Source organism: Polaribacter uvawellassae, from assembly GCF_039748955.1.
Lineage (GTDB): Bacteria > Bacteroidota > Bacteroidia > Flavobacteriales > Flavobacteriaceae > Polaribacter > Polaribacter uvawellassae.
Genome location: NZ_JBDIZN010000003.1, coordinates 594,048 through 609,731 on the forward strand (window position 1 = coordinate 594,048; position 15,684 = coordinate 609,731).

Sequence of the window (15,684 nt, forward strand, 5' to 3'; positions counted from 1 at the left end):
ACTATTTAAAGTATTTTTTATACCAAACTATAAATTCTTCAACTCCTTTATTTATTTTAATGCTAGGTTTATAATTATAATCTTTAATTAAATCATCAACGTTAGCCCATGTTTTTTCTACATCACCAGGCTGAATAGGTAGCATATTTTTTTTAGCTACAATATTAAGTTGAGTTTCAATTTCATTAATAAAATCTAATAGTTTAACAGAATCATTATTTCCGATATTGTAGATTTTATAAAGCTCTCTGTTTTCAACTGGTTTTTCAATAATTCTCTTAATTCCTTCTATAATATCATCAATGTAAGTAAAATCTCGTTCCATTTTACCATTATTAAAAACCTTTATAGGCTCACCTTTTATAATTGCATCTGTAAACAAAAACATAGCCATATCTGGTCTTCCCCATGGGCCATAAACGGTAAAAAAGCGCAATCCAGTAGTATGAATATTATATAAATGACTGTATGTATAGGCCATTAATTCATTACTTTTCTTAGTAGCAGCATATAAACTTACAGGATGATCAACATTGTCTGAGGTTTCAAATGGAATCTTCTTATTTGCACCATAAACACTAGAGCTGCTTGCATATAATAAATGTTCAATCTCATTATGTCTACTGCACTCAAGTATATTAGCAAATCCAACAATATTACTTTGAATATAAGCATCAGGATTCTCTAGACTATATCTAACTCCAGCTTGGGCAGCCAAATTACAAACTATCGTAAATTTCTCTCTTTCAAAAACATCAGACAGTTCCTTTTTATCTTCTAAGTTTACGCGAATAAATTTAAAGTTTTCATGCGATGTACTTTTAGATTCGTTATAAAAAATTTCTGCTTCTATCCTTTTTATTCCTAGCTCATTTAATCTCGCATATTTTAGATTGACATCATAATAATCATTAATATTATCCAACCCAACAACATGAAAGCCAAGACTCAAAAGTTTTTCACTTAAATGGAATCCTATAAACCCTGCAACACCAGTAACTAATATTTTTTTATTTTTTTCCAACCTGATAGTATTCAAATCCTCTTTCTTCTAAATTAAATATCCCATATTGATTTCTTCCATCAAAAATAACAGGACTTTTTAATTGCGATCTTATTTTTTCAAAATCTGGAGAACGAAATTCTTTCCATTCAGTCAATAAAATCAAAGCATCAACGCTATTTAAAACTTCATATTTCGATTCAAAATATTTGATACTTTTAATGCCTTTTAAATAAAATTCTTTTGCTTCTTCAATTGCTTTAGGGTCATAAGCTTTTATTTTCGCGCCTCTTTTTACCAATTCTTTTATAACATAAATAGATGGAGCTTCTCTCATATCATCTGTCTCTGGCTTAAATGCTAACCCCCAAATACCAAAAGTTAACCCACTTAGATCTTCTCCAAACCGCTTAACTACTTTTTGGGCAATAACTAATTTTTGAGCATCATTAACCTCCTCAACTGAAGCTATTAAATTAGTTTTATAACCATTCTCTTCAGCAATTTTTTTAAGTGCTTTTACATCTTTTGGAAAACAAGACCCTCCATAACCTGCTCCTGGATATATAAAGCTATAACCAATTCTTTTATCTGATCCAATTCCAATTCTAACTTGATTTGCATCTGCCCCAACTCTTTCACAAATATTCGCTATTTCATTCATAAAAGAAATCTTTGTAGCTAACATAGCATTCGCAGCATATTTAGTCATTTCTGCAGAACGAATATCCATAGTAATAAAACGATCATGAGTTCTAAAAAATGGGGAGTATAATTGTTTCATTATATCAAATGCAAAATCAGAATCTGCACCAATAACCACTCTATCCGGCTTCATAAAATCGTCAATGGCAGCTCCTTCTTTTAAAAACTCTGGATTAGACACTACATCAAATCCTATAGAAATGTTTCTTTTATCAAGCTCATTTTGTATAGTAGCTTTTACTTTATCTGCCGTTCCTATTGGCACTGTGGATTTATCCACAACCACCAGTCTATTATTCATTGCTTGACCAATAGATTTAGCTACTGCTAAAACGTATTGCATATCTGCAGAACCATCGTCGCCCATTGGGGTTCCAACAGCTATAAAAACTATTTGAGTATCTTGTATTACATCAGATAAATTTGTAGTAAAAAACAAATTTTTGTTTTTTATATTTTTGACGACCATTTGTTCTAATCCTGGCTCAAAAATTGGAATAATTCCTTTATTTAATTTTTGAATCTTAATTTTATCTATATCAACACAAGTTACTTTGTTTCCCATTTCAGCAAAACAAGTACCAGACACTAAACCAACATAACCAGAACCTACAACAGTAATATTCATTTATTTATCTTTATTTTTTAAATTTTCTTTTTCTTGAACTTCTTTCCTTAAACCACTACTTGAAAAACGGTGCTCTCTTTTATTATAATACAATTGAATTCCTTTTCCTTCACAATATTCTCTACCAGTAAAATTTTTATCTGCATATTCATCTCCAATAATACGTACATTTATTTTAAAAGATCTTAAAACATCTTCTAAGTCTTGCTCTGTAGCATAAGGAACAATTTCATCTACAAATCTACACCCATTCAATTGAATATATCTTTCAACGATAGATTGAACAGGCCTGTTCTTCTCTGGTCTATCTATAGTTGGGTCTGTTTGAATACCACAAATTAAGTAATCGCATTGTCGCTTTGCCTCTTCCAACATTTTAACATGCCCTGCATGAAATAAATCAAAAGCACTAAAAGTGATTCCTATTTTCATCTTTTTTCTGCAAATATAGTTTAATATTTAATAAATGGATGTTTTTCTCTAAAAGAAGTAAGTTCAGAGTTTCTAATAGCATGAACAATTTCTATAGATTGTCTAGCTTCTTTTAATCCAAACCCATTTCCTTTTAAAATTTCCTGATAACTTTGCGTATGTAATTCTGTAAAACCAGTACTAAACTCTAATTCATCATTATCAACAGTGATAGAACGAAAGGTTCTTTGGCTATTTTTTTTTATATCAATAGGTAAATCATTTTCATCAATAGATAAAAACCAACGAACTCTTGCTTTTTCAAACTCTAGATACCCGGCTGCTTTATTCTTTTCTCTTAAATGAACACTATTTTCTTGTACATTACCAAAAATCCAAGAAAGCATGTCGTAAAAATGTACTCCAATGTTAGTTGCAATTCCTCCTGATTTAGATTCATCTCCCTTCCATGAAATATCATACCAATTTCCACGTGATGTGATATACGTTAAATCAACATCATATTTAACATTCTTATTTTCTAAATCTATTTTTTGTTTTAATGCAATGATACTTGGGTGTAATCGTAATTGTAATATATTGTAAATTTTTTGCCCCGATTCTTTTTCTATATCAGCCAAAGCATCAACATTCCAAGGGTTTAAAACCAATGGCTTTTCACATATTGCGTCGGCTCCACTTCGCAATGCCATTCTAATATGAGAATCGTGTAGATAATTCGGCGTACAAATACTTACATAATCCAAAAGTGTTCCTTTTCTTTTTAATTTTTCAATGTGACGATCAAAACGTTCAAACTCTACAAAAAAATCTGCATTTGGAAAATAACGATCCATAATTCCAACACTATCAAATTTATCAAGTGCTGCAATCAAATTATTATTAGTGTCTTTAATTGCTTTTAAATGTCGAGGAGCAATATACCCAGCTGCTCCTATTAGTGCAAAATTTTTCATTTATAAACTTTTATCTTTTGTACTATTAGGTAATTTATTTTTTACATCATAAATTATAGAATTATTTTTTCTCAGTTTCAAATAATCTATTTCATCATAATCTTGATGAGCAACTGTTAAAACAATGGCGTCAAATTTTTGATTTGGTAATGTATTTAATGCCTCTAAATTATATTCTTTTCTTACCTCTTCTTTATTAACCCAAGGATCATAAATTGTTACATCAACTCCATAATCAGTTAAAGAATTTATAACATCTACAGCTTTGGTATTCCTAATATCTGGGCAATTTTCCTTAAAAGTAATCCCTAAAATTAGAATTTCAGCGTTTTTGATTGCTATATCTTTCTGAAGCATTAACTTAATTACTTCAGAAGCAATATAACTTCCCATACTATCATTCAATCTCCTTCCTGCTAAAATAATTTCTGGGTGATAACCATATTCTTGAGCTTTTTGTGCTAAATAATAAGGATCTACACCAATACAATGTCCGCCAACTAATCCTGGCTTAAATGGTAAAAAATTCCACTTTGTCCCAGCAGCTTCTAGGACATCATGGGTATTAATATCCATTAAATTAAAAATTTTAGCCAACTCATTAACAAAAGCAATGTTAATATCACGTTGAGAGTTTTCTATAACTTTGGCTGCTTCAGCAACCTTAATCGTAGGAGCTAAATGTGTTCCTGCTGTAATAACAGATTTATACAATTCATCAACTTTTCTACCAATTGCTGGAGTTGACCCTGAGGTTACCTTTAAAATTTTTTCCACAGTGTGTTCTTTATCCCCTGGGTTTATTCTTTCTGGAGAATATCCTGCAAAAAAATCTTTATTAAAAGTGAAACCTGATACTTTTTCTAGCACAGGAATACATTCTTCTTCGGTTGCTCCGGGATATACAGTAGATTCGTAAACTACAATATTTCCTCTAGACAACACTTTTCCAACTGTTTCACTAGCTTTAATTAGAGGTGTTAAAACCGGTCTATTATTTTTATCTACTGGAGTTGGAACTGTAACAATATAATAATCACAGCCTTCAATATCTTTTGTATTTGTTGAACAATATAATCCCAATTCAGAATTATTATTTTGTTTCAAAACCGATTGTAAAATATCCCCTGAAACCTCTAAAGTAGAATCTATTCCTGAATTCAACTCTGCAACTCTTTCTTTGTTGATATCGAATCCAACTACAGCATATTTTGTTGCAAATAATCTTGCTAGCGGTAATCCTACATAACCTAAACCTATGATTGCAATCTTGGTTTCTTTCATATTCTTTGTAAATTCTCCCAATACCAACCCACAGCTTCTTTTAAACCTTGCTGTAATGAATATTTAGGGTCATAATTTAAATTATTTTTTGCTTTTTCAATACTAGCATGTGAGTGTGGAATATCTCCATCTCTATTTGGCCCATATTTTACTTCTATGTCAGCTATTTTGGGATCAAATTTAGATAAATACTCTTTTAAATAATTCATCAAATCATTCAACGTATTTCTATCTCCAAAAGCTACATTATATACTGTATTAAATGCTTCTTTATTTTTTACAATTAAGCTCAGTAGATTTGCTTGAATTACATTATCTATATACGTAAAATCTCTTGAGTAGTTTCCGTCTCCGTTAATCACTGGTGATTCACCTTTAATTAACAGGCTCACAAATTTTGGAATTGCCGCCGCATATGCTCCGTTTGGGTCTTGATTTTTTCCAAAAACATTAAAATAACGTAAACCAATCGTTTCTAATCCGTATGTTTTAAAAAACACATCTGCATACAGTTCATTTACATATTTTGTTACTGCATAAGGTGATAATGGTCTACCAATCACATCTTCTACTTTAGGCATCGATTCAGAATCACCATAGGTTGATGAACTCGCAGCATAGACAAAACGCTTTACTTTTGCATCTCGTGATGCCACTAGCATATTCAAAAAACCACTTACATTCACTTCATTTGAAGTAATTGGATCCTTAATAGACCTTGGGACTGAACCTAAAGCTGCTTGATGTAAAACATAATCAACTCCTTCAACTCCTTTTTGGCAATCTTTAATGTTTCTAATATCGCCTTCTATCAATAAAAAATCTGGATTTGATTTAAAAGGGAGTAAGTTCTCTCTTTTACCTGTCGAAAAGTTATCTAAACAAATAACTTTATTCCTTTTAAGTAAAAGTGCTTCTATTAAATTAGAGCCTATAAATCCTGCTCCACCTGTTACTAAAACTTTATTCCCAGTAAAATCAATACTTTTCAATGTTTTTATTTTTTAGCAATTATTTATTTTGAAGCGAAAATACAAAAAATGAAGTAAATCAACACTAAATTTATATCAAAAAAAACTCCATAATTTCTTATGGAGTTTTGTGGGCAATAAGGGATTCGAACCCCTGACCCCCTCGGTGTAAACGAGGTGCTCTGAACCAACTGAGCTAATTGCCCGATTTTTTTTAATTCCTTATCGAGATGGAATGTTGTGGGCAATGAGGGATTCGAACCCCCGACCCCCTCGGTGTAAACGAGGTGCTCTGAACCAACTGAGCTAATTGCCCTCAATTGCGGATGCAAATATACGAGAGTTTTTACATCTTGCAATTATTTTTTTAAAATATTTATAAAATCTCTGCAACAACAAATGTGCTTCCTCCTACATATATTAAATCTTCTGCTTCAGCATTTTCTTTAGCTAAATTATATGCCTCATTTACAGAATTATATTTATTTCCAAATAATTTAAAAACACCTGCCTTTTCTTTTAAATCTTCTACATCTAAGGCTCTAGGAATATTTGGAGCACAAAAATAATATCGAGCTTTTTCAGGGAACAAACCCAGAACATCTTCTAATTTTTTATCAGAAACAACTCCTAAAACAATATGTAAATTATTGTACTTTTCATTTTTAAGTTGATTCATTGTCATCAATAAACCTTCATTATTATGTGCTGTATCGCAAATTACTTTTGGCGATTCTTCCAGAATTTGCCATCTTCCTTTTAAACCTGTATTCTTTACAACATTTAATAATCCTTTTTCAACATGAACAACATTTACTTTAAAACCGGTTAATTTATGGATTGCTAAAGTTGCTGTTTTTACATTCTTCAACTGATAATCTCCTAATAAATCTGTTTTATAATTTTCAATAGAATCTGAAGCAAAAAAGAGTTGAGCTTTTACTTCTTTTGCTTTGTTGATAAAAACATTTTCAATTTCTTTTTGTCTTTCTCCAATAACAGCAGGCACGTTCTTTTTTATGATTCCTGCTTTTTCGAAAGCAATTTCTTGAAGTGTTTCTCCTAAAAACTGCGTATGATCTAATCCGATATTTGTAATAACAGAAACTTCTGGAGAAATAATATTTGTAGAATCTAATCTTCCACCCAAACCGACTTCAATGATTGCAATATCAACTTTTTCGGTTGCAAAATAATCAAATGCCATTCCGACTGTCATTTCAAAAAAAGAAAGTTTTTGTTTTTCTAAAAACGATTTATTTCTTTCAATAAAATCAACAACAAAATCTTGAGAAACTTCTTCACCATTAATTCTGACTCGTTCTGTAAAGTTTTTTAAATGTGGCGATGTATATAATCCAACTTTATATCCTGCTTCCTGTAAAATTGAAGCAATCATATGACTTGTAGAGCCTTTACCGTTTGTTCCACCAACATGAATTGTTTTAAATTTCTTTTCTGGAAATTCTAATTCTTTTGAAAAAGCTAAAATATTGGTTAAGTCTTTTTTGAATGCTGTTTTGCCTTCTCTTTGATACATTGGTAATTGAGAAAACATCCAATCTAATGTTTCTTGATAAGTCATTTATTCTGATAAAGAAAAGCGGTATATTATAGTTCCTTTTTGTTTATTTGGTGCTTTAGGATCGGCATTCCAAGTAGTTTTTAAGGCTGCCGTTTTTGCAGGATCTAACAAACATTTTGCTGTATTTGTTGAACCTTTAACTCCAGGTGTAGCTCTTATTACTTTACCTGTATTATCAACCTCTATACTAACAACCACAATTCCTTCTTCATTACATTCTGGTTTTTCAATTGGTTTTGATAATGCGTTTCTTCCCGCTAAATTGTAGTTTTTATCTCCACCGCTTCCATTATTCCCATAATATTTTGTCGATTTTGGATCTCCATTTTTATCACCTTTTAATCCTGGATTATCATCATCTCCTTCTCCTTTATTCTCTCCGTTTTTAGAATTTCCTTTTAATAAATTATTTAAAGCGTCTTGAGTTTCTTTTGAAGGTTTTGGTTTTGGAATTTCTTTCGGTTTTTCTATTTTTTTTACTTCCTTTTTAGGTTCTTCAACCTTCTTCTTTTTTGGTTTTTCTAAAACCGGAGCATCTTTTATGTCTTGCGTAATAACTTCTTCTTTGATGGTTTCTTTCGGAATTACTTCTTCTTTTTCCTCAATCTTTTCTTCTACTTTTTTTACTACAGGATTTTCTTTAGTTTCCACAACCGGATCTCCATTACCAATATTTGAATCACCAAAATTAATTGCCAAACCGTATTCTTCTGGCGGATCTAAATACTGCATTCCAAAATTAAAAATTCCAACTAAAATTAAAGCAAGAACTATTGCCGTAATTACAGCAGATTTTTTTTTATGTTTTGTTTCTAAAAAATTCATTTATTTACCTTTTACAGCTAAAATCATTTTTAATTTATTTCTATTTGCGATATCAATAATTGTCATAACATTTTTATAAGGAACATCTTTATCACCTCTAATTACAACAGTTTTTGCTTTATCAGCACCAACTAGCTTTAAAATTTCATTCTCTAAATTAGCTTCACTTACTTCAGTTTTATCAATAAAAAATAATGATTTATTTGTGATTGAAACCGCAATAGATTTTTTATTCTCTGTTTTTCCGCTAGCTTTTGGCAATAAAATATCTATTGCACTAACAGTTACTAAAGTAGATGTAAGCATAAAAAATATCAACAATAAAAAAACAATATCTGTCATTGATGACATATTGAAATTTGGGTTGACTTTATTTCTTCCTCTGATATTCATTATACTGGTTCGTTTAATAAATCTAAAAACTCAACCGAAGTTGCTTCCATTTTATAGATTACTTTATCCGTTCTAACAACCAAATGATTGTATGTGATGTAGGCAATAATACCAACAATTAATCCTGCAACAGTTGTTGTCATTGCGGTATATAATCCGTCTGATAATAGTTTGATATCTATTTGTCCGCCAGAATTTGCAATTTCATGAATTGCAACAATCATTCCAATTACAGTTCCTAAGAAACCAATCATTGGTGCTGCACCAGCAATAGTTGCTAAAACGCTTACGTTTTTTTCTAATTGATATATTTCTAACTTTCCAGAATTCTCTATCGCTTTATTGATATCATCTAACGGTTTACCAATTCTAGAAATTCCTTTTCCAACCAATCTAGCTGTTGGCGAATCTGTATTTTTACATAAATCGGTTGCAGCATTTAATTTTCCTTCAGATACATAATCTTTAATCTGATTCATAAAATTCTCATCAACTTTGGCTGCAGCTTTAATTGCAAAAAAGCGTTCAAAATAAATATATAACGCAACAGCTAATAATACAAATAATAAACCGATTATTAATCTTCCACCTGTTCCACTTTCCATTATCAATTTGTAAATTGACAATGTTTTTTCGTCTGAAATTACTTCTGTAACTGCATCAATATTTTCTTGAATAAACAATAACATATTATATATTAAATTAATGATTTATGTAAACTTAACGTATTAACTTTTTAAAAATTGCTTAAAAAAACCCGAGAAGAACTCGGGTTTATATTTTAAAATAATGTTCTCATAAACATAAAGGCAAACGAACCGACTACAAAGCCAATTAATGCAAGCCAAGCTATTTTCTTTAAATACCAAAAGAAATCTATTTTCTCCATTCCCATTGCCACAACTCCTGCTGCAGATCCAATAATTAACATACTTCCACCTGTTCCTGCAGAGAATGCAATAAAATGCCATAATTCGTTATCAATTGGTTGAGAAAACATTCCTAAACTTGCTGCTACTAACGGTACATTATCAATAACCGCAGATCCAACTCCTAATAACATTACAACTAAATCAGAAACTCCTTCTCCGTGTAATTCTGTTCCCATCATCGGAATTGATTCTTTAAGTGTTGTTGCAAAATTGAATAAAATCCCTAACGATTCTAAAGCTGCAACAGCCATTAAAATTCCTAAGAAAAATAAAATACTTGGCATTTCAATTTTAGATAATGACGAATGAATTGGTCCGTGATTTGCATGTGCGTCTGACTCAGTATCATTATAATCTGTTAAAGAAAATTTTCTTCTACTATAAATTTCTGCAAATGTAGCAACAATACCTAAAGACAACATCATACCAACATACGGTGGTAAATGTGTAACTGTCTTAAAGATTGGTACAAAAACAATTGCACCTAAACCTAGATATAACATTTTTGCGCTGTAAGCACTTTTTGGTTTTTCTACTTCATTTTCATCAAAATCAATTTCGCCTTTAAACGCTGGCATAAATGATGCAATAAAAACTGGCACAAGCATACATAACAATGATGGAATTAATAAGTATTCAATTAGTTTTAATGTTGTAACTTTTTTACCAATCCAAAGCATTGTTGTAGTTACATCTCCAATTGGAGACCATGCTCCACCAGCATTAGCTGCAATAATTATAAGACCTGCAAACCAAATTCTTTCTTCACGTTTCTTAACAATTTTTTGTAAGATTGAAATTAAAACAATAGTTGCTGTAAGGTTATCAATAATAGCAGATAAAATAAATGCTAAAACTGCAAAAATCCATAGAATTTTAGATTTCTTTTTTGTTTTTATAAAGCTTTTAATTGTAGAGAAACCATCGAAATAATCAATAATTTCAACAATAGTCATTGCTCCAAGTAAAAACACAATAATTTCAGCTGTTTTTCCTAAATGATGTAATAAAGTTTCTTCTACCAAATGCATTTTATCTTCATGCAATAAAGAAGGAAAATTATCTACCAAGGCGTGTTTTGCTGAATCGAACCAGTTAGTAAAGCTGTCTATGTTTAGAGCTAACAAAGCCCAACAAACCGCCATCATAACCAACGCTGGTATTAATTTATCTATTTTTAAATTGTGTTCTAATGTAATGGCTAAATAACCAAGTACAAAAACCAGAATGATAATCGTCTCCATAATTGTAACTATATTAAATTAATTGTTTTAGCGCTATTTCAAACGCTGTTTTACATATTTCTGTTTTACTGTTATTCTTCTCGAATGTCTTAACTAATGCTTTTCTAATTGTTTCAGAAGTATCATTAAAAATAGCTTCATCTTGCATTGGTATTTTTACTCTAGCTTCCATTAAATAAGCAAATACTCTTGCAATACCACAATTTGATATAAAATCTGGCAATAAACTTACATGTCCGTCAGTGTATTCCATAATGGGTCCAAAAAATATTTCTTTATCTGCAAAAGGTACATTGGCTCCTGGAGAAATTACTTCTAATCCAGAAGTAATCATTTGTGTAACTTGTTCTTTAGAAACTAATCTTGAAGCTGCTGCTGGAACAAAAATTTCTGCTCCTAAAGACCAAACTTTTTCATTCATTTCATCAAAAGGAATCATGTTTTTTGAAACTAATTTGTTTCCATCTTTTCCTAAAAAGAGTGCAGTCATTTCATCTAAAGAAAAGCCTTCTTTATTAATAACTCCACCGTCTCTGTCAATTACACCAACAACTTTAGCTCCTAATTGTGTTAGGTAATATGCCGCAGCAGAACCAACATTTCCAAAACCTTGTACTACAGCTTTTTTATCTTTTATAGATCCTCCGTAAATATTGTAATAGTGATTTACTGCTTCTGCAACACCATAACCAGTTAACATATCTGCAACTGTATATTTTCTAGATAAATCTGGTGAGAATTTTTTGTCTTCAATAATTTTAATTACGCCAAGTCTTAATTGTCCGATTCTATTAATTTTATCAGCTTCGGTTGGTTTAAAATGTCCATTAAAAATTCCTTCTTGCGGATGCCAAACACCACAATCTTCGGTAATCGGAATTACATCTTTATCTGCATCTACATTTAAATCTCCACCGGTTCCGTAATAATGTTTTAATAATGGTGTTACTGCTTTATACCAACGCTCTAAAACGCCTCTTTTTCTTGGGTCATTTGGATCAAAATTAATTCCTGATTTTGCACCGCCAATTGCAGGTCCAGAAATAGTAAACTTTACTTCCATTGTTTTTGCCAATGAGAGTACTTCGTTCATATCCAATCCTTTTCTCATTCTTGTTCCACCACCAGCAGCACCACCACGAAGCGAATTAATTACTGTCCATCCTTCCGCATCAGTTTCAGGATCTTTCCAATTAAAAACTATTTCTGGCTGTTTATTTTCGTACTTTTTAAGTAATTCTTTCATTAATTATTAGTTTGGTTTTCCTGTTTTATAACTATTGAAAAACGATTAGCAAATTAAAAAAAAATAATGTTCTAACCGCTTATTTTGGCGTAAATATTTCTCCTGAAGAATGATCTTTGCTTGCGCCTGTTACACTACTTAGACAATTAACCTGATTATCAACACGTAACAATCCTAAAAAAGCAAAAATTAATGCTTCTTTATAGTTAATTATTTGAGCATTTGGGATTATAATTTCTAAATTTGAGTAATGTTCAATTCTTTTTATTAAAAATTCATTAAGAACTCCGCCGCCAGTTATAAAAACGTTCATACATTTTTTTGTTGATTTGCTGATCTGAATTGCAATATGCTCTACAAATGTTGCTAAAACATCTTTTATTTCAAGGTTTTTGTTATCAATTAATGGAAAAATAGTTGACTGAACCCATTCTAATCCCAAAGATTTTGGAGGTTTAGTTTTGTAATAATTCAATGAATTTAATTCTTCTAACAGTTTCGTATGTATGATTCCTGCTGAGGCAATTTTGCCTTTGTTATCATAATCAATACCCATCGTATTTACATAATAATTCAACACAATATTAACCGGACAAATATCAAAAGCAATTCTTTTGTTGTGTTCTTTAAATGAAACATTTGCAAATCCGCCTAAATTTAAGCAAGCATCGTATTGATGAAATAAAAATTCATCTCCAATCGGAACTAAAGGCGCTCCTTGTCCGCCTAAATTTACATCTTGAGTTCTAAAATCGCAAACTACTTTATGCTGTGTTTTATTTGCTAATAGTTGACCATTTCCTATTTGTAGCGTAATTCTATTTTCTGGTTGATGTAAAATTGTATGACCATGAGAAGCAATAAAATCAATATTTTTAATCCTATTTTTGTTGATGAAACTATTCACTTTTTCTGCAAGTAATTGCCCATATTCTAAATCAAGTTTTTCTAATTCTAAATCAGATTTATCAATTGCTTTCGCTAATTTTTCTTTCCATAGTTTTGAATATGCAATGGTTTCTGAATTCTTAATTTCAAAGTTTTCGTAGCTATTTTTATCGAAAGTAACATAAACCAAATCTAAACCATCTAAAGAAGTTCCAGACATTAAACCAATTATATTTATTTTTTTAGTACTCATATCTGTAAAAATAATAAAACTTTATTGATAATTTATTACTAAAAATGTATCTTTGAAGACATTTTTTACGAATATAATAATACTACTATAAATGGACTTTAACCTTACCGAAGAGCACTTAATGATTAGAGATGCAGCTCGTGATTTTGCTCAAACAGAATTATTACCTGGAGTTATAGAAAGAGATAATAAGCAAGAATTCCCACAAGAATTAGTAAAAAAAATGGGCGATTTAGGCTTTTTAGGAATTATGGTTGATCCAAAATACGGAGGAAGCGGAATGGATGCAATTTCTTACGTATTAATTATGGAAGAACTTTCTAAGATAGATGCATCTGCTTCTGTTATTGTATCGGTAAATAATTCTTTGGTTTGTTACGGATTAGAAGCGTATGCAAATGAAGAACAAAAACAAAAATATTTAACAAAATTAGCAACGGGTGAATTTGTTGGTGCTTTTTGTTTGTCTGAGCCAGAAGCTGGATCTGATGCAACATCACAAAGCACAACTGCAATCGATAAAGGCGATCATTATGTAATTAATGGTACAAAAAACTGGATTACAAGTGGTGGTAGAGCCGATGTATATTTAGTAATTGCACAAACTGATAAAGAAAAAGGTCATAAAGGTATTAATGCTTTTATCGTTGAAAAAGGAACGGAAGGTTTTCATGTTGGCCCTAAAGAAGATAAGTTAGGAATTAGAGGAAGTGACACACATACATTACAATTTAATGATGTAAAAGTGCCAAAAGAAAATAGAATTGGCGAAGACGGTTTCGGATTTAAATTCGCAATGAAAACATTATCAGGAGGAAGAATCGGAATTGCTTCTCAGGCATTGGGAATTGCTGCTGGAGCTTATGAATTAGCATTAAAATACTCTAAAGAAAGAAAAGCTTTCGGTACAGAAATTTGCAATCATCAAGCAATTGCTTTTAAATTAGCAGATATGCACACAGAAATTGAAGCGGCAAGAATATTGGTAATGAAAGCTGCTTGGGACAAAGATCAAGGAAATAATTACGACATGTCTAGTGCAATGGCAAAGTTATATGCAAGTAAAGTTGCAATGGAACAAACTGTAGAAGCGGTTCAAATTCATGGTGGTAATGGTTTTGTGAAAGAATATCATGTAGAGCGTTTAATGCGTGATGCAAAAATTACTCAGATTTACGAAGGAACGTCTGAAATTCAAAAAATTGTAATTTCTAGAGGAATTATCAAAGGATAAAATTTATCTGTTAAAGCAAATTAAAAGAACTTATAAATAATCCTGCAAGGTTTTCAAAAACCATGTAGGATTTTTTTTGGGCGCAACCTTTCAGGTCAGGCTTTCCGCACTCGCTTTAAAAAAAAAAAAAAAAAGAGCTCAAACAATTGCTTCAATCCTTTGCGCAGCTACAACTCAAACTGAACATCATACAATTGCAATCCAGAAGCTGGTGCAATTGCTCGTAAAAACTTTCTATCGTTATGCTCTTTTAACGAATTTTCTATAAAATCTAAATCAAGATTTCCTTTTCCTAATTCAAATAAGGTTCCCATCATCAATCTTATTTGATATCGTAAAAACCCTTTTCCTTTCACTTTTAATACATAACTTTTTGTAGGGAAAAAATTCGCTTGTAAAATTGTATTCTCCACAATTTCACAAGAATCAATCGTTCTTTTAAAAATGGTTTTTTCGGAAGGTTTAGTGCAGTATTTATGAAAATAATGTTCTCCTTTAAATAGAAGTGCACCTTTTTTCATTAATTCTAAATCAAGTTCTTGATGAATTCCTACTAAAAACGGGGCAGAAAAAGGGTGAGGCTTTTCTCCAAAAGAAAAATAATAGTGGTACTCTTTTACTTTTGAGGAATTTATAATATTAAAAGTAGATGTTTCTTTTTGAATTGATAATGCTTTTATATCAGCAGTAGTATTCAAATTAAATGCTTCTAAAAATTCTTTGGTTTCAATTTCAAAATCAACAAACAACTGAAAACCAAAGTTTGATGCAGAAACTTTTGCATCAGTTCTACCAACACCAAGTGTTTTATATTTCTGATCATTTCCAAAAACATAACTCAAAGTTTTGTCAACCATATCATGTATCGTCTTAACATCTAATTGTTTCTGCCATCCATGAAAACGAAACCCTAAAAACTGAATCTCCACTAAATAGGTAAATTGATATTTCATTCAATAAAAATAAGTTTATAAAACTAAAAAAAGTCCTCAATCATTAGATTGAGGACTTTAGTATATTATATTGATTGTATCAATATAAAGAAAGGCAGCGACCTACTCTCCCACCTATTGGCAGTACCATCGGCGCAAATGGGCTTAACTTC

Annotated in this window: 15 protein-coding genes and 2 tRNA genes; 1 reads left to right on the forward strand and 16 read right to left on the reverse strand. The window is 30.9% G+C overall.

All coding sequences use genetic code 11. The annotated features are described in order from the left end of the window. Position 1 precedes the first annotated feature (1 nt). The 15 genes from ABDX67_RS09905 to ABDX67_RS09975 form a co-directional block, all read right to left on the reverse strand. The gene (locus tag ABDX67_RS09905; protein WP_347174857.1) at positions 2-1,024 is read right to left on the reverse strand and encodes an NAD-dependent epimerase/dehydratase family protein; all 1,023 of its coding nucleotides are present in this window, start codon (positions 1,022-1,024) and stop codon (positions 2-4) included. Beyond that, on the reverse strand, positions 1,011-2,336 hold the full coding sequence (locus ABDX67_RS09910; RefSeq protein WP_347174858.1) for a UDP-glucose dehydrogenase family protein: 1,326 nt from the start codon (positions 2,334-2,336) through the stop codon (positions 1,011-1,013). Before ABDX67_RS09910 ends, ABDX67_RS09905 begins: the two co-directional genes overlap by 14 nt. Continuing rightward, complete coding sequence (locus ABDX67_RS09915) at positions 2,337-2,768, reverse strand: adenylyltransferase/cytidyltransferase family protein (protein WP_347174859.1); 432 nt, start codon at positions 2,766-2,768, stop codon at positions 2,337-2,339. Positions 2,769-2,788: 20 nt separating this feature from the next. After that, positions 2,789-3,724 carry a Gfo/Idh/MocA family oxidoreductase gene (locus tag ABDX67_RS09920; RefSeq protein ID WP_347174860.1) on the reverse strand — a complete coding sequence of 312 codons (936 nt, stop codon included), beginning with the start codon at positions 3,722-3,724 and terminating at the stop codon, positions 2,789-2,791. Next, positions 3,725-5,008 (reverse strand): nucleotide sugar dehydrogenase, encoded by a 1,284-nt coding sequence (locus tag ABDX67_RS09925; RefSeq protein WP_347174861.1) that lies wholly within the window; start codon positions 5,006-5,008, stop codon positions 3,725-3,727. It abuts the gene before it with no gap. Next, entirely contained in the window at positions 5,005-6,000 is a 996-nt protein-coding gene (locus ABDX67_RS09930; protein WP_430438127.1) for an SDR family oxidoreductase, read from the reverse strand. The genes ABDX67_RS09925 and ABDX67_RS09930 overlap by 4 nt, the downstream gene beginning before the upstream one ends. 110 nt (positions 6,001-6,110) lie before the next feature. Beyond that, positions 6,111-6,185, reverse strand: a tRNA-Val gene (locus ABDX67_RS09935). A 35-nt stretch (positions 6,186-6,220) separates the two neighbouring features. Then, positions 6,221-6,295: transfer RNA gene (locus tag ABDX67_RS09940), tRNA-Val, on the reverse strand. 60 nt (positions 6,296-6,355) lie between these two features. Then, the gene (locus ABDX67_RS09945; RefSeq protein WP_347174862.1) at positions 6,356-7,564 is read right to left on the reverse strand and encodes a bifunctional folylpolyglutamate synthase/dihydrofolate synthase; all 1,209 of its coding nucleotides are present in this window, start codon (positions 7,562-7,564) and stop codon (positions 6,356-6,358) included. Then, positions 7,565-8,389 carry an energy transducer TonB family protein gene (locus ABDX67_RS09950; RefSeq protein ID WP_347174863.1) on the reverse strand — a complete coding sequence of 275 codons (825 nt, stop codon included), beginning with the start codon at positions 8,387-8,389 and terminating at the stop codon, positions 7,565-7,567. After that, the gene (locus ABDX67_RS09955) at positions 8,390-8,782 is read right to left on the reverse strand and encodes an ExbD/TolR family protein (protein ID WP_347174864.1); all 393 of its coding nucleotides are present in this window, start codon (positions 8,780-8,782) and stop codon (positions 8,390-8,392) included. After that, complete coding sequence (locus ABDX67_RS09960; RefSeq protein WP_301399737.1) at positions 8,782-9,471, reverse strand: MotA/TolQ/ExbB proton channel family protein; 690 nt, start codon at positions 9,469-9,471, stop codon at positions 8,782-8,784. Before ABDX67_RS09960 ends, ABDX67_RS09955 begins: the two co-directional genes overlap by 1 nt. Before the next feature lie 92 nt (positions 9,472-9,563). Beyond that, on the reverse strand, positions 9,564-10,958 hold the full coding sequence (nhaD, locus tag ABDX67_RS09965) for a sodium:proton antiporter NhaD (protein ID WP_347174865.1): 1,395 nt from the start codon (positions 10,956-10,958) through the stop codon (positions 9,564-9,566). A gap of 13 nt (positions 10,959-10,971) precedes the next feature. After that, positions 10,972-12,204, reverse strand: coding sequence for a Glu/Leu/Phe/Val dehydrogenase dimerization domain-containing protein (locus ABDX67_RS09970; RefSeq protein WP_347174866.1), 1,233 nt, complete (start codon positions 12,202-12,204; stop codon positions 10,972-10,974). A gap of 79 nt (positions 12,205-12,283) precedes the next feature. Then, positions 12,284-13,345, reverse strand: a complete 1,062-nt coding sequence (locus tag ABDX67_RS09975; protein ID WP_347174867.1) for an anhydro-N-acetylmuramic acid kinase — start codon at positions 13,343-13,345, stop codon at positions 12,284-12,286. A 91-nt stretch (positions 13,346-13,436) separates the two neighbouring features. Here ABDX67_RS09975 and ABDX67_RS09980 point away from each other — a divergent pair, with 91 nt between their 5' ends. Beyond that, on the forward strand, positions 13,437-14,579 hold the full coding sequence (locus tag ABDX67_RS09980) for an acyl-CoA dehydrogenase (protein ID WP_347174868.1): 1,143 nt from the start codon (positions 13,437-13,439) through the stop codon (positions 14,577-14,579). 167 nt (positions 14,580-14,746) lie between these two features. Here ABDX67_RS09980 and ABDX67_RS09985 read toward each other — a convergent pair whose 3' ends face one another. Further along, positions 14,747-15,532, reverse strand: a complete 786-nt coding sequence (locus ABDX67_RS09985; protein WP_347174869.1) for a tRNA pseudouridine synthase A — start codon at positions 15,530-15,532, stop codon at positions 14,747-14,749. Positions 15,533-15,684 lie beyond the last annotated feature (152 nt).

Coding starts and splice junctions, on each gene's coding strand:
- ABDX67_RS09910 (WP_347174858.1), bottom strand. CDS start 2,336: ATGAATATTACTGTTGTAGGTTCTGGTTATGTTGGTTTAGTGTCTGGT.
- ABDX67_RS09915 (WP_347174859.1), bottom strand. CDS start 2,768: ATGAAAATAGGAATCACTTTTAGTGCTTTTGATTTATTTCATGCAGGG.
- ABDX67_RS09920 (WP_347174860.1), bottom strand. CDS start 3,724: ATGAAAAATTTTGCACTAATAGGAGCAGCTGGGTATATTGCTCCTCGA.
- ABDX67_RS09925 (WP_347174861.1), bottom strand. CDS start 5,008: ATGAAAGAAACCAAGATTGCAATCATAGGTTTAGGTTATGTAGGATTA.
- ABDX67_RS09945 (WP_347174862.1), bottom strand. CDS start 7,564: ATGACTTATCAAGAAACATTAGATTGGATGTTTTCTCAATTACCAATG.
- ABDX67_RS09950 (WP_347174863.1), bottom strand. CDS start 8,389: ATGAATTTTTTAGAAACAAAACATAAAAAAAAATCTGCTGTAATTACG.
- ABDX67_RS09955 (WP_347174864.1), bottom strand. CDS start 8,782: ATGAATATCAGAGGAAGAAATAAAGTCAACCCAAATTTCAATATGTCA.
- ABDX67_RS09960 (WP_301399737.1), bottom strand. CDS start 9,471: ATGTTATTGTTTATTCAAGAAAATATTGATGCAGTTACAGAAGTAATT.
- nhaD (WP_347174865.1), bottom strand. CDS start 10,958: ATGGAGACGATTATCATTCTGGTTTTTGTACTTGGTTATTTAGCCATT.
- ABDX67_RS09970 (WP_347174866.1), bottom strand. CDS start 12,204: ATGAAAGAATTACTTAAAAAGTACGAAAATAAACAGCCAGAAATAGTT.
- ABDX67_RS09975 (WP_347174867.1), bottom strand. CDS start 13,345: ATGAGTACTAAAAAAATAAATATAATTGGTTTAATGTCTGGAACTTCT.
- ABDX67_RS09980 (WP_347174868.1), top strand. CDS start 13,437: ATGGACTTTAACCTTACCGAAGAGCACTTAATGATTAGAGATGCAGCT.
- ABDX67_RS09985 (WP_347174869.1), bottom strand. CDS start 15,532: ATGAAATATCAATTTACCTATTTAGTGGAGATTCAGTTTTTAGGGTTT.